This window comes from Nocardioides marinquilinus, from assembly GCF_039543705.1.
Classification (GTDB): domain Bacteria; phylum Actinomycetota; class Actinomycetes; order Propionibacteriales; family Nocardioidaceae; genus Nocardioides; species Nocardioides marinquilinus.
Genome location: NZ_BAABKG010000007.1, coordinates 241,427 through 262,053 on the forward strand (window position 1 = coordinate 241,427; position 20,627 = coordinate 262,053).

Sequence of the window (20,627 nt, forward strand, 5' to 3'; positions counted from 1 at the left end):
TGGGTCAGGCCAGCTCGCGGCAGGCGCGGTAGAGGTCGGACCACTCCGGGCGGTCGCGCACGACCGTCTCGAGGTACTCGCGCCAGACGAGGAGGTCCTGCACGGGGTCCTTGACGATGGCGCCGGTCATGCCGGCCGCGACGTCGTCGGCGCGGATGACGCCGTCGCCGAAGTGGGCGGCCAGCGCGGCGCCGTTGGTCATGACCGAGATCGCCTCGGCCGTCGACAGGGTGGCCGAGGGGCTCTTGACCGTCGTGCGCTGGTCGAGGGTGGCGCCGGAGCGCAGCTCGCGGAAGACGGTGACGACGCGGGAGATCTCCGACAGCGACTCGAGGTCGTCGGGCAGCTCGAGCGAGCGGCCGATGGCGGCGACGCGGGTGCGCACGATCTCGACCTCCTGCTCGAGGGTGTCGGGCAGCGGCAGGACGACGGTGTTGAACCGGCGCCGCAGCGCCGAGGAGAGGTCGTTGACGCCCTTGTCGCGGTTGTTGGCGGTGGCGATGACGTTGAAGCCGCGCTGGGCCTGCACCTCGGCGTCGAGCTCGGGCACCGGCAGCGTCTTCTCGGACAGGATCGAGATGAGCGCGTCCTGCACGTCGGCGGGGATGCGGGTGAGCTCCTCGACGCGCACCAGGCTGCCGGTGCGCATCGCGCGCATCACCGGGCTGGGCACCAGCGCGTCCCACGAGGGCCCCTCGGCGATGAGCCGGGCGTAGTTCCAGCCGTAGCGCAGCGACTCCTCCACGGTGCCGGCGGTGCCCTGCACCACCAGCGTCGAGGCACCGCTGACCGCCGCGGCGAGGTGCTCGCCCACCCACGTCTTGGCGGTGCCCGGGACGCCGAGCAGCAGCAGCGCCCGGTCGGTGGCCAGCGAGGCGACGGCGATCTCGACGAGGCGGCGTGAGCCGAGGTACTTCGGCGTGATCTCGGTGCCGTCGTCGAGCCGGCCGCCGAGCAGGTAGGTGGCCACCGCCCACGGCGAGAGCCGCCACGACGGCGGGCGCGGGCGGCCGGCGTCGGCGTCGGCCTCGTCGAGCGCGGCCAGCTCGGCGGCGTACTCGACCTCGGCGTGGGCGCGGAGGACGTCGGGGGTCGGCTCGGTCACTGGAAGGACTCCTCGATGGTGGGGACGAGCGCGAGGTGCTGGACGACGCCCGCGAGCGGCCGGCTGAGCGCGTCGCCGCGGCCGACGAGCCGCTCGAGCGCGGGCCGGGCGGCCGGGTGCAGCCGGGTGGCGAGCAGCAGCGTGAGCGCGCCGGGGTCGGCGACGGTGGGCGGCAGCGCGGCGAGGCGGGTGACGGCGTCGAGGCTGAGCGTCTCCGACCAGGGGCCGTCGACGAGCGCCAGCAGCCCGGTGAGCTCGGTCGCGCTCGCACAGGCCCGCACCCGCGCCGCGGCCAGCGTCGTGCGCTCCTCGGCCGGCAGCACCGCGGCCAGCGCGGCGTCCCAGGCGTGCTCGAGGTGCGCGCGGGCCCAGTCGGGGTCGCGGCGGCGCAGCGTGGTGAGCCGCAGCGCGGTCGAGGCGACGGGCTCGTCGAGGCGGCCGACGACGGCGGCGCGGTCGAGGCCGGTGGCCGTCGTCCAGACCTCGAGGGGGGCGCCGCGCACGGCGACCTCGAGCCACCAGCCGCGCTGCGAGCGGCCGCGCGGGCCACGACCGAGCCCGTCGCGCTCGCCGGCGGGCCCGGGCTGGCCGGGCAGGTCGACGACGACGCGGGCGCGACGGCCGCGGCCCTCGACCGAGACGAGCGGGGCGAGCAGCGCCCCGAGCCGGGCGGCGCGGGCGGAGCCGGGCAGCAGGTCGAGCAGGCCGCGGGCGACGTCGCGCACGCGGGCCGAGCGGTCGTCGAGCGCGGCCTCGAGCAGCGGCTCGTCGTCGGCGGAGAGCCCGGGGGCGAGGGCGCCGAGCAGGTCGGCGCGGGCCGGGGCGGCGTCGCCCGACCACGTGAGCCCGAGCAGGTCGCGGCCGCGGGCGGGATCGACCGCGCGGACCGTGGTCAGGGTGGCCACCCGCCGGGCGGTCGGCGAGCGGGACCAGTCGGCGTCGGTGACCTCGGGCGTCGCGGGCGCCGGCGCGTCGCGCGCGGCCCACCGCCAGGCGGGGTTCTGCGTGGCCAGCCACGTGCCGCGCTCGTCGAGCACCGGCCGGACGACGTCGCGCAGCTCGCGGTCGGCGGTGGCGGACTCGAGCAGCGCGACCAGGGCGCCGTGGTGGGCGCGGACGCCGGCGCGCCCCGCCGCGCGCGCCCACACCCCGAGCACGACCGGCTGCAGCCGGCGTCCGACGGGCGGCTGGGCGAGCACGAGGGCGAGCAGGAAGCCGACCAGCGGCGGGCGCGGCGGACGGCGGTCGGCCGGCGCGTGCGGCAGGGGGCCGGGACGACGGTCGGGCACCCGGCCCGCCCAGCGCAGCGCGGCGCCGACGGCGGCGGCGTCGAGCAGCCGCACCTCGGCGCCCGCGTCGCGCTCGGCGAGGCCGCCGAGGCCGCCGAGGCCGCCGAGGCCCAGCAGGTCGTCGGGCAGCCCGCGGCGCGCGGTGCCGACCAGAGCCGCGGTGGTGAGCTCGGCCCAGCCGTCGGTCGGCGCGGTCATGCGACGTCGCCGGGCGGGGACGGCTCGACGGTGAGGGGCCGGAAGCCACCGGCCTCGAGCTCGCCGAAGACGCGGCCCGGGTGGCCACCGGTGAGCGCCGCCAGGTCGAAGGGTCTCTCGACGTCGAGCAGCGGCACGGTGGCGCCGTCGTCGTCGCGCACCAGCCCCTCGGCCACCGAGACCGCGGCCGGGTCGAGCACCACCGGCACCCGACGCACCCACGGGTTCTCGGCCCACGCGTGGGCGAGCAGCGACTGGGCCTCGTCGAGGCCGACGCCGGGGGGCAGCGGCGCGGCGGCGTCGGCCACCACCGGCTCGTCGACCAGCAGGGCACGGCGTGGCGGCGAGCCGGGGTAGCGCGCGACCGCGCCGGTGAGCACCGAGCCGACCAGCCGCGCGGTGGCGAGCGGCTGCCCGCGGCCGGCGAAGTCGAGCAGGACGACGGTCTCGCCGCCGTCGACGCCGCGCAGCCAGGTGCGCTGCTGCTGCAGGCGGCCGTCGTCGCTGCGGTGGGCGCCGAGCACCTGCCACCGGTCGACGACCTCCTCGGCGCGGCGCACCTCCTCGCTCGGCACCGACCAGCCGACGACGACGCGCAGGTCGGCGAGGGTGCGGGGGTCGAGGTGCTCGCGGCGGCGCCAGGCCGAGACGACGGTCCACCAGCGGCCGACCTCGTGCAGCAGGTGGTCGGCCCAGTCGTCACGGCCGGCCAGCCCGGCGCCGACGTCGCGCACGTGCTCGGCGAGCCCGGGCAGCTGGGCGTCGACGAGCCGGGCGGCCGCGGCGTCCCACCAGGCGTAGGGACGTCGGCGCGCCTCGGCCAGGCCCCCGCGCACGAGGTCGGTCAACCACGTGCCGAGGTCGTCGACCCCGTCGTCCATCAGCCGCAGCCGCTCGGCCCGCCGCCTGGCCTGCGCGTCGGGGTCGACCGCGCGGGCGGGCCTCGCCTCGCGACCGGCGGCGTCGGCGGCGCGGGCGGCGCGCTGCTCGGCCCACTGGCGGGCCTCGTCGGGCGCGGCAGCGGCGACGCCGTCGGTGCCGAGCCGGCCCGACGACCACAGCAGGAGGAGCGCCACGGCGTGCTTGCAGGGGAACTTGCGGCTCGGGCACGAGCACCGGTAGGCAGGCCCGGTGAGGTCGACGCTGACCTGGTAGGGCGTGCGCCCCGAGCCCTGGCAGCGGCCCCACACGAGCGTGTCGGTGGCGCCGGCGTCCGACCACGGACCGGGCGTGGCGAGCCGGCGGGCCGCGGCGAGCGAGGCGGTGTCGGGGGCCGCGCGCTCGACGCGCTCGCGGCTCCACCGCGAGCCGCTGCTGGTGCCGCTGGTCGGGCCGCTGGTCATGGTGCGCCCATCATGGCCGACGCCTCCGACACCGCTGGGACGACGCCGACGGCCCTTCGACGAGCTCAGGGTCCGTGCGGTGGCGCTGGCCTCGCAGGGCCGGCCCCACGGTGGTCGAGCCTCGACACCTCGGAACGTCGACGCGAACGTTCGCGCGGAGGGCCCTTCGACGAGCTCAGGGTCCGTGCGGTGGCGCTGGCCTCGCAGGGTCGGCCCCACGGTGGTCGAGCCTCGAGACCTCGGAAGGTCGACGCGAACGTTCGCGCGGAGGGCCCTTCGACGAGCTCAGGGTCCGTGTGGTGGCGCTGGCCTCGCAGGGTCGGCCCCACGGTGGTCGAGGTGCGAGGCCGGCCACGGCCGAGCCTCGAGACCTCGGAAGGTCGACGCGAACGTTCGCGCGGAGGGCCCTTCGACGAGCTCAGGGTCCTTGTGGTGGCGCTGGCCTCGCAGGGCCGGCGGTCTCGACGAGGCTCGTTCCTCGCTGGTGAACCGGTCGCGATCGCGCTCGGGCGCCGACGGGTACCGAGATGGACGAAGGGCCCTCGTGAGTATGAGTCACGAGGGCCCTTCAGGTTGACCGGTCGGGTGACGCTCCCGGTCGACGTCCCGCAGCTCTGGTCCCCGCCTCCTCGTCACCTGGTGGCGGCGGCTGCGGCGCCGGACGAGCCGGTGCTGCTGCCGCGCGGACCCTCGCCTGGCGAGTCGTCCCGCTCCCCCGTGCGGGAGGGCGTGGGAGGAGTTCTACGCCCGCCCCCGGCGACGTCGCAAGGGCTTGCGCCGACATTCCTGCGGTTCCGACGCGTGTGCACAGCCGGGGTGCCCGTCGTCCACCACACCGGCCCCGTCTCCACAGGTTCTCCACACCCCTGTGCACAGGGACGCCGCCGCTGTAGCTCGGTGTCCGGTGCGCTTCCTCGGTGGCAGGACACCGAGGTAGTGGCACGGACACCGAGCTACAGCGCGGCGGGCGGCTCGGGCGGCTCGGACGGCTCGGGCGGCCAGAACGCGGCGACGAGGTCGACGGCGAGGCCGGAGCGGCGCAGGGGGGTGCCTTCGGCGAGGTAGGCCGGGCGGGCCTCGTCGTGGTGGCTGGGGGGCAGCGAGCCGTCGGCGCGCACGACGCGCCACCACGGGACGCCGGCGCCGTGGCGGGCCATGACGTTGCCGACGAGCCGGGGACCGCTGCCGACCAGGTCGGCGATGGCGCCGTAGGTGGTGACGCGTCCGGGCGGGATCGACTCCACGATGCGCAGCACGGTCTCGACGTAGGCCTCGTCGGCGCGCACCACGGCTACCAGTCCCCCCGCACGCCGTCGCGAGGGGCGGCGAGCAGCACGGCCGCGCCGGCCACCAGCACCAGCACCACCGCCAGCGCGGCCGGCCACAGCGCGTCGGGCCGGCCGCCGTCGCGCAGCGCCCCGGCCAGGAGCCACAGCACCGGGGCCGCCACCAGGACGCCGGCCGCCCGCCCCGCCCACAGCCGCGCCACCCGGCGGTCGAGCGCGGCACCCGGGGGCGCCGTCGCGCACAGCAGCGCCGCGACGTGCGCGGCCAGCAGCGCCGCGGCGGCGGGCACGACCGCGACGTGCAGGGCGTCGCCGTCCGCCTGCGCCCACCGCACCACCACCGCGGCGAGGGTCAGGCCACCGACGCCCGAGCCGGGCGCCGCCGCCCAGCCCACGGCCAGCAGGGCGACCAGCGGCCAGACCCACCACCGCGCCGGCTCGGAGGCGACCACGGAGCAGGCCAGGGCCACGAGCGGTCCGGCCAGGACGACGAGCCGCAGCACCCGGTGCGAGGCCGGCCAGGCGTCGACCCGGGCGAGCGCGTCCACGGCCGTCATGCCCCGCCCACCCCCGGCCGCTGACCACGCCGTGCGAGGCGCCGCATCACCTCGTCGACCGTGCCGGCGCCGCGCCAGACGACCACGGGGCAGCCGATCGCGGCCAGCGCGGTGGCGACCTGCTCGCGCTCGAGGCGCCGCATGCGCCAGGCCAGGTCGACCAGCACCGGGTCGGACTGTCCCGGGTCGGGCCGCAGCCCCGGCGGCAGCGTGTCGACGACCACCACGGGCAGGCCCCGCCGCACCAGCGCCGCCGCGGTCGTGGCCACCGCGTCGACCAGCAGGGGCGAGAGGACGACGACCGTGGTGCCGGCGCCGGCCCGCAGGTCGAGCGGGGCGACGTCGTCGGCCGACGACGAGCCGGTGCGCACGTCGGCGAGGGTGCCGAGCACGCGGCGCAGGTGTCGCTGCCCGGCCCCCGGCGGGACGGCGCGTGCCCGGCCGCCGATGGGACGCAGCGCCACGCGGTCGCCGGTGCGCACCGCGTGCTCGGCCAGCGCGGCCGCGGCACGCACGGTGAGGTCGAGGCTGCTGGCGTCGCCGTCGACGCCGCCCGACAGGCCGTGCTCGGCGAACAGGTCGACGACGAGCAGCAGCCCGGCGTCCTGCTCGGCGCGGGTGGTGGTCACGTGCAGCTCGTCGGTGCGCAGCGAGACCCGCCAGTCGATGCGCCGGAGCCGGTCGCCGGCCTGGAAGGGCCGGATGCCGGCGAGCTCGGTGCCCGACCCCGGACGGGCCGCGCGGTGGGCGCCGACGAGCCCGCGCGGGCGGGGCGCCTCGGCGCGCGAGCGGTAGACGCCCGCCGGCATCACCCGCACGGCGCGCCCCGTGACCGCGACCGGCCCCCACCGCCAGCCGCCCCAGCGGCTGAACAGCGCGACCTGCTCCTCGCCGAGCACCGGGGTGCCCCACCGCCGCGGGCTCACCTCGACCTCGATCGAGCGCTGCCACCCGTCCCGCACCAGCCGCGAGACCTGCCCGCCGTCGGGCCGGGCGCGCTGGAAGGCCGTCGGGACGACGACGCGGGTGACCTGCTCGACCTCGCGCGCGCCGTCCGGGCCCCCGGGTGCCTCCGACACCTCGAGGTCGAGCCCGACCCGCACCGCCTGCCCCTCGCGCAGCGAGCCGTGGTCGACGGTGCTCGCCGGCCGCGGCCGGCTGCGGGGCCGGACGACGGCCGGCACCGCGAGCAGCAGCAGCGGCGCGGTGAGAGCGAGGACGGCGGGCTCGCCGCCGACCACCGCGAGCACCAGCCCGCCCAGCCCGACCAGCGCGGCGCGCAGCAGCGCCGCGGTGGGCTCCCAACGGCCCTCGCTCACCGCCGGAAGCCGGCCTCGAGGGCCGCCGGCGTCGGCACCTGCCGCAGCACGTCGTCGACGACGGTGGTGCCGCTGGCCTCGGTCATCCACAGCTCGGGGCGGATCGAGACGCGGTGGGCCAGCACCGAGCGCGCGACCGCCTTGACGTCCTCGGGCACGACGTAGTCGCGGGCGCGGAGGGTGGCGTGTGCCCGGGCCGCGAGCGCCAGCCCGAGCGAGCCGCGCGGCGAGGCGCCGGTCTGCACGTGGCCGTGGCCGCGGGTGCCCGCGGCCAGCGCGACGCAGTAGCGACCGACGCTCTCGTCGACGCGCACCGCCTCGACGGTGGCCTGCAGCGCCCGCAGGCCGTCGGCGTCGGTGAGCCGCTCGAGGGCGACGTCCTCGCGGCGCCGCTCGACCCGCCGGGCGACGACGTCGTACTCGTCGTCGGCGCTCGGGTAGCCGAAGGCCACCCGCAGCAGGAAGCGGTCGAGCTGGGCCTCGGGCAGCGGGTAGGTGCCCTCGTACTCGACCGGGTTGGCGGTGGCGAGCACGCAGAACGGGTCGGGCAGCGGGAAGGTGCGCCCCTCGACGGTGACCTGGCGCTCCTGCATCGCCTCGAGCAGCGCCGCCTGCGTCTTGGGCGGCGTGCGGTTGATCTCGTCGGCGAGCAGCAGGCCGGTGAAGACCGGGCCGGGGCGGAACTCGAAGTCGCCGGCCGCGCGGTCGTAGAGGAACGAGCCGGTGAGGTCGGCCGGCAGCAGGTCGGGCGTGAACTGGGCGCGGGCGAAGTCGAGGCCGAGCACCTGCGCGAACGAGCGGGCGGTCAGCGTCTTGCCGAGGCCGGGCAGGTCCTCGATGAGCACGTGCCCCTGGGCCAGCACCGCGGTGAGCACCAGCTCGAGCGGACGCCGCTTGCCGACGACGGCCCGCTCGACCTCGTCGAGCACCGCCTCGGCCAGGGCGGCGGCCTCGCGGGCCGGCAGCGGGGTGGCGTCGGGTCGGTTCATCACAGCTCCTCGATGGTCGTGAGCAGGTGGTCGATGCGGCGGGGCGAGAGACGCTCGACGGGCCCGGTGAGGGCGTCGAGGACGTCGTCGCCGAGCAGGTCGCGGGCGCGCGGGTCGTCGAGCCGCACATGGTGGCGCAGCACGAGCGTGCGGTCGGCGAGGGCGGCCAGCCGGTCACGCACCTCGGGGCCGGGCTGCCGGCTGGTGCGGTGGTTCTCCAGCACCCGCAGGTGGGCCTGGGTGGCGCCGTCGCGGCCGGCGGTGACCGAGGGCGACACCGCGGCGGCCCGCCACGTCGGCTGCGGTCCCCCGGCGCTGCCGAGCAGCAGCGCGAGGCAGGCGAGGGCGAGCAGCACGAGCAGGGACACCACGACGGGGTCGGGCTCGAGACCGAGCAGCGAGGTCGCCACGACGGTGACCGCGGCGAGCACGACGCCCACCACGACGCCCTGGGCCAGGCGCCGCAGCGGCCGCCCGGGGCCGGGCCGGCTCACGGCGTCCGCTCGCCCGCGACGCGGCCGGACGGCCGGGCCCGCAGGCCCTCCTGGACGACGGTCAGCGCGTCGCGCGCCTCGCCCCGGTCGGCCTCGGTGACGGGGTGGTCGGAGAACCGCGCCTCGCGGTAGCGCAGCGCGAGACGGCCGACGGCGCGGTCGTCGGCGGCGACGAGGTCGAGCAGCCGCATCGTGAACTCCGACGACGTCTCCCACGGCTCGCGGGCCACCCCGACGGCCGCGGCCCGCACCTCGAAGCGGTGCCAGCAGGCGACGATGCCGTTGCGCGGGCTGCCCTCCTCGAGTGCCCGCAGCTGCTCCTCGGCGTCGTCGGCCAGGGCCGCGCCGACGGCCCGGACGACGTCGGCGTCGTCGGCACCGAGCGTGTGGTCCTGCTGCGTGCGGGCCCGCCGGCGTCGCTCGCGACGCAGCTGCGGGCGCACGGCGAGCAGCAACCACAGCACGCTCGCGAGCATCGCGGCGCCGATCACGCCGAGGACGATCGACATCAGGGTGTTGAGGCTCCCCTCGTCGTCGGGCTCCTCCCCGCCCTCGTCGACCTCGACGGGCGCCGACGTCTGCTCGGTCTCGCTGGGCGTCACCCGGGCGGGCTGCACGCCCTCGCCGGGCAGCGGGTCGCCGGGGCCGGTGCTGGCGGCCCACACGGCGAGCAGCAGCACGAGCGCGGTGGCCGCGGCGACGGCCACCGCGGCGACCAGCCCGCTGCGGGCGGCACCTCGCCGAGCGGCGTCGTCCGGTGGCATGGACGGCAAACTACCCGCGCCCGCCGACGTCGGGTGGACGCCGGACGCGACCGGGCCCCGTCCGCTGCGGCGGACGGGGCCCGGTCGGGAGCGTGGGACCTCTGGGTCAGAGGACGGGGTCGAAGTCCTCGGTGCCCTCGACCAGCTGCAGGCCGTCGATGCCGGAGTGGGCCTGGGCGTAGGTGAGCTCCTTGGAGAGGTCGCCGATGTTGTTCGACAGCGGCAGCGGGGCCAGGCCGAGGGTCGACAGGGTGCCGACGGCCTTGCCGTCGGCGCTGAGGAACGCCGAACCGGAGTCTCCGGGGACGCCGGGGGTCACGGTGTAGAGCGGGTGGCTCCAGCCACCGTCGGCCGCGGCGTCGCCGAGGCTCACGCCGGTCTTGGGCGACAGCAGGGCGACGCCGCCGCGCAGGCTGGAGTTGCCGTAGGACCACACGCGGTCGCCCGCGGCGGTGCCGTCGGTGTCGATGCCGGTCGGGCCGCCCCAGAACGGCAGGCTCGGGTTCACCTTGCCGACGTCGCCGGCGCTCACCTTCACCAGCGCGAAGTCGTTGTAGGCGCAGGTGTTGGCGTCGGTCTCACCGAGCGCGCGCATCGTGCGCCACGAGCTGTAGACCAGCTCGCCGGTGCCGACCTGCGTGCCCTCCGAGACCAGCGAGCCGCCCTCGTTGAAGGTGACCTTCGTGCCGAGCGGCACCGACTCGTTCTCGCAGCCGTTGGTGTCGGTGGCCTCGCCGAGCCCGGCGCAGTGGGCCGCGTAGCCGACGTAGACGCCGCCCGAGGAGTCGCTGAAGACGAAGTTGCCGGTGCACTGCGCACCCTCGGTGTACATCTGCGTGCCCGGGGTGATCGCGGCGGAGTCGGCCGGCGCCCACGCGGTGTTGCGGGCGGCGAGCGCGGTGCTGGACGGCGCGGCGACCAGGCTGGCGCCGAGGACGGCGACGGCTCCGGTGGCGGCGGCCAGGGCGACCTTGCTGCGGACGGCGAGCTTGCTCATGGGTCGGGGTTCCCTCCCGTACGTCGGGCCGCCGGCTGCGGCCACGGGTGCGATGTGACGTACGGGTAACTTCGACTAGCCCGTTCGGGTTACGCGCCTAGTCACAAATGACCGGACGCTCGTACCGAAGGGCCCCGGTCCCGGTGACGGGATCGAGGCCCTGCGACAGGCTCAGGGTCCGTGAACAGACGCGCTCGCGCCGACGAGCTCAGTACGACGGCTGGCTGGGGTCGATCTGGTTGACCCAGGCGACCACGCCGCCGCCGACGTGGACGGCGTCCGCGTAGCCGGCGCCCTTGACGATCGCCAGCGTCTCGGCCGAGCGCACGCCCGACTTGCAGTGCATGACGATCGGCTTGTCGCTGGGCAGCTTCTCCAGCGCCGAGCCGTTGAGGAAGTCGCCCTTCGGGATCAGCACCGAGCCGGGGATGCGGTTGATCTCGTACTCGTTGGGCTCGCGGACGTCGACCAGCACGAAGTCGCGGGTGCCCTCGTCGCGCTCCTTGAGCATGTGCTCGAGCTGGGTGACCGAGATGGTCGAGCCGGCGGCGGCGTCCGCGGCCTCGGTGGAGATCGCGCCGCAGAAGCTCTCGTAGTCGATCAGGTCGGTGACCGTGGGGTTCTCGCCGCACAGCGCGCAGTTGGGATCCTTGCGCACCTTCAGCTTGCGCCACTCCAGCTCGAGGGCGTCGTAGATGACCAGCTTGCCGACGGCGGGGTCGCCGATGCCCGTGAGCACCTTGATCGCCTCGTTGACCTGGATCGAGCCGATGCTGGCGCACAGCACGCCCAGCACGCCGCCCTCGGCGCACGAGGGGACCATGCCCGGCGGCGGGGGCTCGGGGTACAGGCAGCGGTAGCAGGGGGCGTCGTCGCCCGACTGCGGCCAGAACACGCTGGCCTGGCCGTCGAAGCGGTAGATCGAGCCCCACACGTAGGGGATGCCGAGGAAGTACGCGGCGTCGTTGACCAGGTAGCGCGTGGCGAAGTTGTCGGTTCCGTCGACGATGAGGTCGTAGCCGGAGAAGATCTCGCGCACGTTGTCGTTGTCGAGCCGCTCGTCGTGCACCACGACGTCCACGTAGGGGTTGGCCTCGCCGATCGACTCCTTCGCCGAGAGCGCCTTCGGCTTACCGATGTCGGACTGGCCGTGGATGATCTGACGCTGCAGGTTCGACTCGTCGACCTCGTCGAACTCCACGATGCCGAGCGTGCCGACGCCGGCCGCGGCGAGGTAGAGCAGCGCCGGGCTGCCCAGGCCGCCCGCGCCGATGACGAGCACCTTCGCGTTCTTCAGCCGCTTCTGCCCCGTCATCCCGACGTCGGGGATGATCAGGTGGCGGCTGTAGCGGCGCACCTCGTCGATGCTCAGCTCGTCGGCCGGCTCCACCAGCGCGGGAAGGCTCACGGGTTCTCACTCCTCGGTTCGGACGTCGGTCACGCGGCAACGCGCGCACCGGCGTCCATTGTTCCCGGCGGGCGGGGACGCCGGGCGCGCCGCGGTCCGTCATCCGGACCCTGCCGGTCGGCCAGTAGGCTTCCGAGGTGGCTTCGACGACATCGCGTGTGGGCGGTGACCCCGCGGTGGACGCCGCCCGTCCGCGCGGCGGGCGCCTGCCGCGCCGCGAGCGGCGCGCCCAGCTGCTCGACTCGGCCCTCGGGGTCTTCGTCGAGCACGGCTACCACGCGGCGGCGATGGACGACATCGCCGAGCGGGCCGGGGTCTCCAAACCCGTGCTCTACCAGCACTTCCCGGGCAAGCTCGACCTCTACCTCGCGCTGCTCGACTCCTCCTGCGACGCGGTCATCGAGAACTGCCGGGTCGCGCTGGAGTCGACCCACGACAACAAGCAGCGCGTGGCCGCGGCGATGGGCGCCTTCTACGACTACGTCGGCGCCGAGACCGGTGCCTTCCGGCTCGTCTTCGAGTCCGACCTGACCAACGAGCCGGCCGTGCGCCAGCACGTCGAGCGGGTCACCACCGAGTGCGCCGCGATGATCGCCGGCGTCATCCACGACGACACCGGCCTGCCCGACGAGGCCTCGCGCCTGCTGTCCGTCTCGCTCGTCGGCATGGCCCAGGTCAGTGCCCGCTACTGGCTGCAGGAGGCCGGCACGCTCGACCGCGAGCAGGCCGTCGCCCTCGTCTCCGGGCTGGCGTGGCGCGGCATCCGCGGCTACCCGCTCACCGACTGACGTCCTCCCTTCCCGGCCGGCGCGTGGGCGCGCCGGACCCCTCGACCCACCCAACGACAGAAGGAGCCTGACCGTGGAGGTCAAGATCGGCGTCCAGCACTCCCCCCGCGAGCTCACCGTCGACGTCGACGAGCCCGCCGAGACCGTGCAGAAGCACGTGGCCGAGGCCGTCGAGTCCGGCGGCGTGCTCACCCTCACCGACGCGAAGGGCCGCACGCTCGTGGTCCCCGCCTCGAAGATCGCCTACGTCGAGGTCGGCGGCGGCGTCGCCGGCACCGTCGGGTTCCGCTCTTAGCGCAACGACCGCGGCACGAGGTCGAGGCCGCTGATGGTGGTCGAGCGAGCCGTCACGCCCTGAGCCTGCGAAGGGCGTGAACCGGCGTGCCGAGACCTCCGGACGTCGACGAGGACCCGGCCACACAGCCGCCCTTCGACAGGCTCAGGGTCCGTCGGCGACGACCTGCAGAGCTAGGCGTCGAGGCCGAGGTCGGCCATGCGCTGCTGGTGGTGCTCGGTGAGCCGGGTGAACATCCGGCCGAGCGCCGCGAGGTCGAGGCCGGGGCGGTCGACCGTGCCGGTGAGCAGGGCGGTGAGGCTGTCGCGGTCGGCGGCGACGCGCTGTCCCTGCGTGAGGGCCTCGCCCATGAGGCGGCGTCCCCACAGCGCGAGCCGGCCGCCCTGCACGGGCTGCTCGCGGATGGCGGCGCGCACCCGGTCGACCACGAAGGCGGCCTGGTCGCCGTCGTCCAGCGACGACAGCACGAGGTCGCGGGTCTCGGGGTCGAGGAAGGCCGCGATCTCGCGGTAGAAGTCGTTGGCGAGCCCGTCGCCGACGAAGGCCTTCACCAGCCCCTCGAGCCAGTCGGACGGCGCCGTGTGGCGGTGGAAGTCGTCGACCGCGACCCGGAACGGCGCCATCGCCTCGAACGGGTCGGCGCCGAGGGCGGCCAGCCGCTCGTGCAGCCCGGCCACCTTGCCGAGCTCGGTGGCGGCCATCGTGGCGAGCGCGACCTTGTCCTCCAGCGTGGGCGCCAGCTTGGCGTCCTCGGCGAGCCGCTCGAAGGCGGAGATCTCGCCGTAGGCGATGACACCGAGGAGGTCGACGACGGCGGCGCGGTAGTCGGGATCGGCGACCGCCACGCCGTCCGGCTCGACGGATTCAGCCATGCGCGCACCCTACCGATACCCTGGCAGGGCGAGCGGCGCCTCTTCGCCGCTCCCGGATGTGCGCGGTTGACCCGCCCTCCCACCCCTCGACGGGTGACGTTCGCGGTCGGCCGCACCTTGCGACGACGACCCACTCACCGAAAGCAGAACATTGACGACCTTCCGCGACCTGGGCGTGCAGCCCCAGATCTGCGACGCGCTCGAGCGCGCCGGCATCACCGTCCCGTTCGCCATCCAGGAGATGACCCTCTCGGTCGCCCTGATGGGCACCGACCTGATCGGCCAGGCCCGCACGGGCACCGGCAAGACCCTCGCCTTCGGCATCCCGCTGCTGCAGCGCAGCGTGGCCCCCACCGACCCCGACTACGCCGAGCTGCCGCAGGGCAAGCCGCAGGCGCTCGTCGTGGCGCCCACGCGTGAGCTGGCGCTGCAGGTCTCCAACGACCTCAAGCTGGCCGGCGCCGACCGCGGCCTCCGTGTGCTCACCATCTACGGCGGCGTCCCCTACGAGGGCCAGCTCGAGGCGCTCGAGAGCGGTGTGGACGTCGTCGTCGGCACCCCCGGCCGGCTCATCGACCTGGCGAACCGCCGAGCGCTCGACGTCTCTCACGTGCACGCGCTGGTGCTCGACGAGGCCGACGAGATGCTCGACCTCGGCTTCCTGCCCGACGTCGAGCGCATCCTGAAGATGACGCCCGAGACCCGCCAGACCATGCTGTTCTCGGCGACCATGCCGGCCGCCATCGTGGCGCTCGCGCGCACCCACATGCGCCACCCGATGAACATCCGGGCCGAGTCGTCCTACGAGAACGCCACCGTGCCCGCCACGGCGCAGTTCATCTACCAGGCCCACGACCTCGACAAGCCCGAGATCATCGGGCGGGTGCTGCAGGCCGAGGACGCCGACAAGATGATCGTCTTCACCCGCACCAAGCGCGCCGCGCAGCGCGTCGCCGACGACCTCGCCGAGCGCGGCTTCAACGCCTCCTCGCTGCACGGCGACATGACGCAGGTGGCGCGCGAGAAGGCGCTGGCGAAGTTCCGCGAGAACAAGCTGCGGGTGCTGGTGGCCACCGACGTCGCCGCCCGCGGCATCGACGTCGCCGGCGTCTCGCACGTCGTCAACTACTCCTGCCCCGAGGACGACAAGACCTACGTGCACCGCATCGGCCGCACCGGCCGCGCCGGCGCCACCGGCACCGCGATCACCTTCGTCGACTGGGCCGACATCCACCGCTGGAAGATGATCAACAAGGCGCTGGACCTGCCGTTCGAGGAGCCGCAGGAGACCTACTCGACCTCCGAGCACCTCTACCACGACCAGGGCATCGCCCCCGGCACGAAGGGCCGCATCGTCGACCCGGCGCCGGTCGAGCGCTCCGGCTCCTCCGACCGCGGTGAGCGCGGCGCCGACCGGCCCCGCGCCGATCGTCCCCGCCGCGACCGCAGCCGCAGCCGCACGCGCGGCGGCCAGACGGTCCAGGCCGGAGCCGGCAGCGCCGACACCGACGCCCCCGTCACCGCCGGCGAGGCGCAGGAGCGCACCGCGTCCGAGGTCTCCGGGTCGGGCTCGGCGGGCTCGGGTGAGGGTGGCGCCAGCCGCAACCGCCGCCGCCGTCGCCGCAAGTCCGGCGCGTCGTCCGGCGCGGGTGCGCCCGCGTCGTCCGAGGGCTCCGAGGGCTGAGTCGCCCCGGGCCGCGGCCCGACCGGTGGGCGGTGGGTCAGCCACCGTCCGTCCCGCTCGGACCAAGGCCCACGCACCGCCCACCCGGCTCAGGTCGGGACGGCGGTGCGCCAGCTACCGTCCGTCCCGCTCGGACCGTGACCCACGCACCGCCCACCCGGCTCAGGTCGGGACGGCGGTGGGTCAGCCACCGTCCGTCCCGTTCGGACCGTGGCCCACGCACCGCCCACCCGGCTCAGGTCGGGACGGCGGTGAGCTGGTTACCGTTCTGAGGCGCGATTCGGTAACCAAGTCACCGCTCCCCCGGCTCAGCCCCAGTCAGCGGTGAGCTGGTTACCGTTCGGCGCCGCGATTCGGGAACCCAGTCACCGCTCCCCCGGCTCAGCCCCAGTCGGCGGTGAGCTGGTTACCGTTCGGCGCCGCGATTCGGTAACCCAGTCACCGCTCCCGCGGCTCAGCCCTGGTCAGCGGTGAACTGGTTACCGTTCGGCGGCCCGAATCGGTAACCCAGTCACCGCTCCCCCGACGCCACCCCACGACGGCGGCGGGTCAGACGACGACGACGGTGGTGCCGTCGTCCGCGAAGTCCCACATGGCCTTGGCGTCGGGGGTGGCCTGGCGGATGCAGCCGTGGGAGCGGGGGGTGCCGAGCTGGGCGATGGTCTGCATGCGCTGGTCGCCGTCGGTGGGGTCCGTGGGGATGGTGTGGAAGCCGATCGCCGCGCCGCTGGGGCCGCGGGTGAAACGCACGAACAGCTTCATCTCCGAGCCGTCGATGCCAATGGCGTCCTCGGACCGCGAGAACACCTCGTAGGTGCCGGGGTCGAGGTTGTCGGTGAGGCTGCCGGAGACCAGGTACGTGCGCTCGACGGTGCCGTCGTCGTCGACCAGCCACACCCGCTGCTCGGTCTCGCTGAACACGACGCGTCGTCCGTCGCCGGAGTCGGCCGGCAGCGGCGCCGGGACGCCGCCCTCGGACGACTCGACGTCGTCGGTGCCGGTCGGCGGCTCGACGACGTCCTCGGTCGGCTCGTCGGTCGGCTTGTCGGCCGGCTGGCTCGGCGCCGTCCGCGGCGACGGAGCGGCGTCGTCGGTCGGCTCCGGCGTCGCGACGGCGGGGACGTCGTCCCGCTCGGCCTGGGTCTGGGCGGCGACCGCCTGCGCCGTGACGGCCGCGTGCGGGGTGTCGTCGGCCGCCGACGGCAGCACGCCGACGCCGCCGAGCAGGGCGATGGCGGTGGTGGTCAGCGAGATGCCGAGCACCGCGACCCGGCCGTGACGGGTGCGGTAGACCGGCTCGGTCTCGGCGCGGTGGCGACTCATGCGAGCTCCCTGGCCTGGGGGTCGGCCATGCCGGCGCGGGCCGCCAGGTTGGCCGCGACCTCTCGGTAGGCGGCGGCGCCCTTGCTGCTGCGGCTGGTCTGCAGGATGGAGCGGCCGGCCGCGGGTGCCTCGGCGAACTTGATGGTCTTCGGGATCGGCGGCTCGACGACGGCGAGGTCGTAGGTCTCGCTGATCGTCTCCAGCACCCGGCGCGCGTGGTTGGTGCGGCCGTCGTACAGCGTCGGCAGCACGCCCCACACCTCGAGGTCGCGGTTGGTGAAGCGCCGCACGTCGTGCACGGTGTCGAGCAGCTGGCCGACGCCGCGATGGGACAGCGTCTCGCACTGCAGCGGGATCAGGACGCCGTCAGCGGCGGTGAGCGCGGCGACGGTGAGCACGCCCAGCGAGGGCGGACAGTCGAGGACGACCCAGTCGTAGGCGGGCCCACCGTCGGCGGCGAGGTCGTCGAGCACCGAGCGCAGCACCTGCTCGCGGCCGGTGCGGGTGAGCAGGTCGGCCTCGGCACGGGCCAGCTCGATGGTCGCGGGCAGCAGGTCGACGCCGTCCTCGGTCGCGAGGATCGCCTCGCGCGCCGGCAGGCCGCGCGTGAGCACCTGGTGCACGGAGATCTCGAGGTCCTCGGGGTCGATGCCGAGCGAGAACGTCAGGCACGCCTGCGGGTCGAGGTCGACCAGGAGCACGGAGTGACCCCGCTCCACCAGCGCGGCCCCGATGGACGCGACGCTGGTGGTCTTGGCGACGCCACCCTTCTGGTTGGCGACGGCGAGCGTGGTGGTCATCGGTGCTCATCATGCCGGACGTCGGCCGCCGTCCGTCGGAGGCCGCACGGCGTGCTTGGATGCCGCCCATGCCTCCTGCCGCCCCGGGCACCGCCCTCGTCACCGGCGCGACCGCCGGGATCGGCCACGCCTTCGCCGTCCACCTCGCCCGCCGTGGCCACGACCTCGTGCTGGTCGCCCGCGACGGGGAGCGCCTCGCGCGGGTCGCCGACGAGCTCTCGTCGCAGCACGGCGTCGGCGTCGAGACGCTGGTGGCCGACCTCGTCGACCCCGACCAGCTCGCCACCGTCGCCACCCGGCTCGCCGACACCGAGCGGCCCGTCGACCTGCTGGTCAACAACGCCGGCTTCGGGCTGAAGAAGCGCTTCCTCGACAACCCGGTCGAGGACGAGGTGGCGATGCTCGACGTGCTGGTGCGCGCCGTCCTCGTGCTCAGCCACGCCGCGCTGGGGGCGATGACCGAGCGCGGCCGCGGCGGCATCATCAACGTCTCGAGCGTGGCCGCGTTCCTGCCGCGCGGCACCTACGCCGCCGCCAAGGCGTGGGTGAACAGCTTCAGCGAGTGGGCCGCCAACGAGTACCGCGACCGCGGCGTCACCGTGACGAGCCTGTGCCCCGGCTTCACCAAGACCGAGTTCCACGAGCGCATGGACGTGCGCCGCGGCGACGGCTTCATGTGGCTCGACGTCGACTTCCTGGTCGCCAAGGCGCTCTCGGACCACGACAAGGGTCGCGTCTACTCGGTGCCCGGCGCGCAGTACAAGACCATCGCCGCCATCACCCGCGTCGTACCGAGCCGGGTGCTGCAGACCTTCCAGTCGGTGGGGCGCAAGTAGGTCGGTCACCGCCCGGGCGGGCCGTCGTTCCGTTCGATCGAACGGATCGACCCGTTCAAACCGCCGATCCGAGGCGCGAACCGTTCGATCGAACGAACCGGGCGACGTCAGCCGACCACGGCGGGCGTCGCACGTCCGGACGCCGCCGAGGCGGCCGCGGCGGCGGCGAGCAGGCGCTCGTACTGCTCGGGGTCGGTGGTGTGGCAGCCGAGGTCGTGGTCGACCTTGCCCGTGCCGTGGTGGTCGCTGGAGCCGGTGACGACCAGGTCGAGGTCGCGGGCGAGCGCCCGCAGCTCGTCGCGCACGTCGGGCCGCTCGTGCTCGCGGTGGTCGACCTCGACGCCGGTCAGCCCGGCCGCGGCGAGGACGGCGAGCTCGGACGGCGGCAGGGCGTCGCGCCGTCCGCGGGCCCACGGGTGCGCCACGACGGTGACGCCGCCGGCGTCGGCGACGACACCGATGGCCTCGACGACCGGCGCGGCGTAGCGGTCGACGTAGCCGGGGCGGCCGACGTCGAGCCACTGCTCGAACGCCTCGTCGCGGCTGGCCACGACGCCGAGCCGCACCAGCGCGTCGGCCACGTGCGGACGACCGGTGACGGCGCGCTCCCCCACGTCGTCCAGGGTGATCGCGACGCCGGCCCGGTTCAGCGCCGCCACCATCGCCGGAGCGCGGCTCGACCGGCCGGCGACGATGCGCTCGAGCATCGCGGCGAGCGCGGGATGGGTGGGGTCGGGCAGGTAGGCGAGCAGGTGGACGCCGTGCCCACGGTGGCGGGCGCTGACCTCGATGCCCCGCACCAGCGCGACGCCGTGCTGCACCGCGGCGTCGGCGGCCTCGGCCCACCCGGCGGTGGTGTCGTGGTCGGTGAGGGCGACGACGTCCAGGTCGGCGGCGCGCGCCTGCGCGGCCAGCTCGGCCGGCGACGCCGTCCCGTCGCTCATCGCGGAGTGCGTGTGGAGGTCGATGCGCACGGCCTCGACCCTACGGTCGGCCCGTCTCACCAGGCCGGCGCCGGACCCCCGAACGGCAGCTCGACCAGCTCGGGACCCGACTGCGAGCAGTCGCGCAGGATCCAGTCGTCGCGCAGCAGCAGCACCGCGGACGCCGGCCGCAGCACCAGCCACAGCCACCGGCCGTGCGCCTCGCCCACGACGACCGAGCGGTCCCACTCGCCGTCGGACGCGCTCACCGAGACCGGCCAGAGCGGGACGACGGCGCGGTCGACCCGCACCCGCACGGTGGCGGGCCCGTCGCCGAGGTCGGCGCCCGGGTCGGCGTGCCGGACGCCGGCGATGCGCGCGCCCAGACCGGTGCCGGGCTCCTCGGCGACCACGATGACGTCGACCGGGCCGTCGAGCGCGCTCGTGCCGGAGGTGCAGGTCATCGTGGCGCGGGCGCGGCCGGGCTCGGCGCCCACCGCGGCGAAGTCGCTGACGCTCCAGCCGGGGCTCATCGGCCACGGCAGGTAGGTCGGCATCGCGGTCGATCGGCGCAGGTGGTCGGCGAACCCGGCGTAGCTCGCCTCGTCGGGACGCCACAGCGGCTCGACGTCGCCGTGCTCGACGCACGCCCATCCCGCGTCGGTCTCGGCCACGGGAGCGGCACAGCGCGGGCACCCGACCGAGAGCGGCATGGCGACCACCGTCGTGGTGACGGGCCGTGGCGTCAAGGCCTGGCAGCAGACCCGGCTCAGCCGTTCCAGCGCAGCACGACCGGCGTCTCGCGCTCCCAGCCGAGCACCGAGACGGTCGCGGTGTCGAGCTTGAGGTGGCGGCCGTCGGCCACGGGCAGGCCGAGCCACCGCGCGGCGAGCACCCGCAGGGCGTGGCCGTGGCCGAAGCACAGCGTCGGACCGTCGACGGCGCGGGCGCGGGCGACGACGCGGTCGAGCCGGGCGCCGACCTGCTCGGCGGTCTCGCCGCCGGGGCTGTCGTGGGTCCAGACGGTCCAGCCCGGGACCGTCTCGCGGATCGTCTCGGTGGTGACGCCCTCGTAGTCGCCGTAGGCCCACTCGACGAGGTCGTCGTCCACCTCGACCCGGTCGGGGCCGAAGCCGGCCAGCTCGGCGGTGCGCACCGCCCGCTGCCGCGGGCTGCTCAGCACGAGCGCCGGGTCGAGGTCGGCCAGGCGCGGCGCGAGGGCGCGGGCGTCGTCCTCGCCGTCGGTCAGCAGCGGGAGGTCGGTGACGGAGGTGTGCCGCCCGTCGCGGCTCCACTCGGTCGGACCGTGCCTGACCACCCACAGCTCGCTCGACACGCCGAGAACCGTAGCGCTTGC

At 75.5% G+C, this 20,627-nt stretch carries 21 protein-coding genes; 4 read left to right on the forward strand and 17 right to left on the reverse strand.

Going from position 1 to position 20,627, the window contains the following annotated elements; translation table 11 throughout:
• Positions 1 to 4: 4 nt before the first annotated feature.
• From ABEA04_RS22265 to moeZ, 11 genes are all read right to left on the reverse strand, one after another.
• Complete coding sequence (locus tag ABEA04_RS22265; protein ID WP_345464270.1) at positions 5 to 1,105, reverse strand: ATP-binding protein; 1,101 nt, start codon at positions 1,103 to 1,105, stop codon at positions 5 to 7.
• Positions 1,102 to 2,592, reverse strand: coding sequence for a DUF5691 domain-containing protein (locus ABEA04_RS22270; RefSeq protein ID WP_345464273.1), 1,491 nt, complete (start codon positions 2,590 to 2,592; stop codon positions 1,102 to 1,104). The genes ABEA04_RS22265 and ABEA04_RS22270 overlap by 4 nt, the downstream gene beginning before the upstream one ends.
• The gene (locus ABEA04_RS22275; RefSeq protein WP_345464276.1) at positions 2,589 to 3,935 is read right to left on the reverse strand and encodes an SWIM zinc finger family protein; all 1,347 of its coding nucleotides are present in this window, start codon (positions 3,933 to 3,935) and stop codon (positions 2,589 to 2,591) included. The genes ABEA04_RS22270 and ABEA04_RS22275 overlap by 4 nt, the downstream gene beginning before the upstream one ends.
• 953 nt (positions 3,936 to 4,888) lie before the next feature.
• Positions 4,889 to 5,224, reverse strand: a complete 336-nt coding sequence (locus tag ABEA04_RS22280; protein WP_425577064.1) for an MGMT family protein — start codon at positions 5,222 to 5,224, stop codon at positions 4,889 to 4,891.
• A 2-nt stretch (positions 5,225 to 5,226) separates the two neighbouring features.
• Complete coding sequence (locus ABEA04_RS22285; RefSeq protein WP_345464279.1) at positions 5,227 to 5,778, reverse strand: hypothetical protein; 552 nt, start codon at positions 5,776 to 5,778, stop codon at positions 5,227 to 5,229.
• Positions 5,775 to 7,097: a DUF58 domain-containing protein gene (locus tag ABEA04_RS22290; RefSeq protein ID WP_345464282.1), complete on the reverse strand. Its 1,323-nt coding sequence runs from the start codon at positions 7,095 to 7,097 to the stop codon at positions 5,775 to 5,777. Before ABEA04_RS22290 ends, ABEA04_RS22285 begins: the two co-directional genes overlap by 4 nt.
• The gene (locus ABEA04_RS22295; RefSeq protein WP_345464285.1) at positions 7,094 to 8,086 is read right to left on the reverse strand and encodes an AAA family ATPase; all 993 of its coding nucleotides are present in this window, start codon (positions 8,084 to 8,086) and stop codon (positions 7,094 to 7,096) included. Before ABEA04_RS22295 ends, ABEA04_RS22290 begins: the two co-directional genes overlap by 4 nt.
• Positions 8,086 to 8,580 carry a hypothetical protein gene (locus ABEA04_RS22300; RefSeq protein ID WP_345464287.1) on the reverse strand — a complete coding sequence of 165 codons (495 nt, stop codon included), beginning with the start codon at positions 8,578 to 8,580 and terminating at the stop codon, positions 8,086 to 8,088. Before ABEA04_RS22300 ends, ABEA04_RS22295 begins: the two co-directional genes overlap by 1 nt.
• Positions 8,577 to 9,344: a DUF4129 domain-containing protein gene (locus ABEA04_RS22305; protein WP_345464289.1), complete on the reverse strand. Its 768-nt coding sequence runs from the start codon at positions 9,342 to 9,344 to the stop codon at positions 8,577 to 8,579. The genes ABEA04_RS22300 and ABEA04_RS22305 overlap by 4 nt, the downstream gene beginning before the upstream one ends.
• Before the next feature lie 106 nt (positions 9,345 to 9,450).
• Complete coding sequence (locus ABEA04_RS22310; protein WP_345464291.1) at positions 9,451 to 10,341, reverse strand: hypothetical protein; 891 nt, start codon at positions 10,339 to 10,341, stop codon at positions 9,451 to 9,453.
• 208 nt (positions 10,342 to 10,549) lie between these two features.
• Positions 10,550 to 11,749 (reverse strand): adenylyltransferase/sulfurtransferase MoeZ, encoded by a 1,200-nt coding sequence (moeZ, locus tag ABEA04_RS22315; RefSeq protein WP_345464293.1) that lies wholly within the window; start codon positions 11,747 to 11,749, stop codon positions 10,550 to 10,552.
• A gap of 137 nt (positions 11,750 to 11,886) precedes the next feature.
• Here moeZ and ABEA04_RS22320 point away from each other — a divergent pair, with 137 nt between their 5' ends.
• Together ABEA04_RS22320 and ABEA04_RS22325 are read left to right on the forward strand one after the other, a co-directional pair.
• Positions 11,887 to 12,537 (forward strand): TetR/AcrR family transcriptional regulator, encoded by a 651-nt coding sequence (locus tag ABEA04_RS22320; RefSeq protein ID WP_345464296.1) that lies wholly within the window; start codon positions 11,887 to 11,889, stop codon positions 12,535 to 12,537.
• Positions 12,538 to 12,610: 73 nt separating this feature from the next.
• Complete coding sequence (locus tag ABEA04_RS22325) at positions 12,611 to 12,832, forward strand: DUF3107 domain-containing protein (protein WP_345464299.1); 222 nt, start codon at positions 12,611 to 12,613, stop codon at positions 12,830 to 12,832.
• A gap of 173 nt (positions 12,833 to 13,005) precedes the next feature.
• On the opposite strand, the gene ABEA04_RS22330 is transcribed toward ABEA04_RS22325, so the two are convergent.
• Complete coding sequence (locus tag ABEA04_RS22330; RefSeq protein ID WP_345464302.1) at positions 13,006 to 13,704, reverse strand: ferritin-like fold-containing protein; 699 nt, start codon at positions 13,702 to 13,704, stop codon at positions 13,006 to 13,008.
• Positions 13,705 to 13,855: 151 nt separating this feature from the next.
• Between ABEA04_RS22330 and ABEA04_RS22335 the strand changes: the two genes are divergently transcribed.
• On the forward strand, positions 13,856 to 15,388 hold the full coding sequence (locus ABEA04_RS22335; RefSeq protein ID WP_345464305.1) for a DEAD/DEAH box helicase: 1,533 nt from the start codon (positions 13,856 to 13,858) through the stop codon (positions 15,386 to 15,388).
• A 549-nt stretch (positions 15,389 to 15,937) separates the two neighbouring features.
• Here ABEA04_RS22335 and ABEA04_RS22340 read toward each other — a convergent pair.
• Both ABEA04_RS22340 and ABEA04_RS22345 read right to left on the reverse strand, forming a co-directional pair.
• Entirely contained in the window at positions 15,938 to 16,711 is a 774-nt protein-coding gene (locus ABEA04_RS22340; protein ID WP_345464308.1) for a L,D-transpeptidase, read from the reverse strand.
• Positions 16,708 to 17,511: a ParA family protein gene (locus tag ABEA04_RS22345; RefSeq protein WP_345464311.1), complete on the reverse strand. Its 804-nt coding sequence runs from the start codon at positions 17,509 to 17,511 to the stop codon at positions 16,708 to 16,710. Before ABEA04_RS22345 ends, ABEA04_RS22340 begins: the two co-directional genes overlap by 4 nt.
• Positions 17,512 to 17,579: 68 nt before the next feature.
• Here ABEA04_RS22345 and ABEA04_RS22350 point away from each other — a divergent pair, with 68 nt between their 5' ends.
• Complete coding sequence (locus ABEA04_RS22350) at positions 17,580 to 18,347, forward strand: SDR family NAD(P)-dependent oxidoreductase (RefSeq protein WP_345464314.1); 768 nt, start codon at positions 17,580 to 17,582, stop codon at positions 18,345 to 18,347.
• Between the two features lie 107 nt (positions 18,348 to 18,454).
• On the opposite strand, the gene ABEA04_RS22355 is transcribed toward ABEA04_RS22350, so the two are convergent.
• The 3 genes from ABEA04_RS22355 to ABEA04_RS22365 are packed head-to-tail and all read right to left on the reverse strand — an operon-like array spanning position 18,455 to position 20,606.
• Positions 18,455 to 19,321 (reverse strand): PHP domain-containing protein, encoded by an 867-nt coding sequence (locus tag ABEA04_RS22355; RefSeq protein WP_345464317.1) that lies wholly within the window; start codon positions 19,319 to 19,321, stop codon positions 18,455 to 18,457.
• Positions 19,322 to 19,347: 26 nt separating this feature from the next.
• Positions 19,348 to 19,983 (reverse strand): DUF6758 family protein, encoded by a 636-nt coding sequence (locus ABEA04_RS22360; protein WP_345464320.1) that lies wholly within the window; start codon positions 19,981 to 19,983, stop codon positions 19,348 to 19,350.
• 56 nt (positions 19,984 to 20,039) lie between these two features.
• Positions 20,040 to 20,606: a histidine phosphatase family protein gene (locus tag ABEA04_RS22365; protein ID WP_345464323.1), complete on the reverse strand. Its 567-nt coding sequence runs from the start codon at positions 20,604 to 20,606 to the stop codon at positions 20,040 to 20,042.
• Positions 20,607 to 20,627 lie beyond the last annotated feature (21 nt).

Bases quoted from the DNA above. Each gene is read 5' to 3' on its own strand.
- ABEA04_RS22270 (WP_345464273.1), bottom strand. From the start codon at position 2,592: ATGACCGCGCCGACCGACGGCTGGGCCGAGCTCACCACCGCGGCTCTG.
- ABEA04_RS22275 (WP_345464276.1), bottom strand. From the start codon at position 3,935: ATGACCAGCGGCCCGACCAGCGGCACCAGCAGCGGCTCGCGGTGGAGC.
- ABEA04_RS22285 (WP_345464279.1), bottom strand. From the start codon at position 5,778: ATGACGGCCGTGGACGCGCTCGCCCGGGTCGACGCCTGGCCGGCCTCG.
- ABEA04_RS22295 (WP_345464285.1), bottom strand. From the start codon at position 8,086: ATGAACCGACCCGACGCCACCCCGCTGCCGGCCCGCGAGGCCGCCGCC.
- ABEA04_RS22305 (WP_345464289.1), bottom strand. From the start codon at position 9,344: ATGCCACCGGACGACGCCGCTCGGCGAGGTGCCGCCCGCAGCGGGCTG.
- ABEA04_RS22310 (WP_345464291.1), bottom strand. From the start codon at position 10,341: ATGAGCAAGCTCGCCGTCCGCAGCAAGGTCGCCCTGGCCGCCGCCACC.
- ABEA04_RS22330 (WP_345464302.1), bottom strand. From the start codon at position 13,704: ATGGCTGAATCCGTCGAGCCGGACGGCGTGGCGGTCGCCGATCCCGAC.
- ABEA04_RS22340 (WP_345464308.1), bottom strand. From the start codon at position 16,711: ATGAGTCGCCACCGCGCCGAGACCGAGCCGGTCTACCGCACCCGTCAC.
- ABEA04_RS22345 (WP_345464311.1), bottom strand. From the start codon at position 17,511: ATGACCACCACGCTCGCCGTCGCCAACCAGAAGGGTGGCGTCGCCAAG.
- ABEA04_RS22350 (WP_345464314.1), top strand. From the start codon at position 17,580: ATGCCTCCTGCCGCCCCGGGCACCGCCCTCGTCACCGGCGCGACCGCC.
- ABEA04_RS22360 (WP_345464320.1), bottom strand. From the start codon at position 19,983: ATGCCGCTCTCGGTCGGGTGCCCGCGCTGTGCCGCTCCCGTGGCCGAG.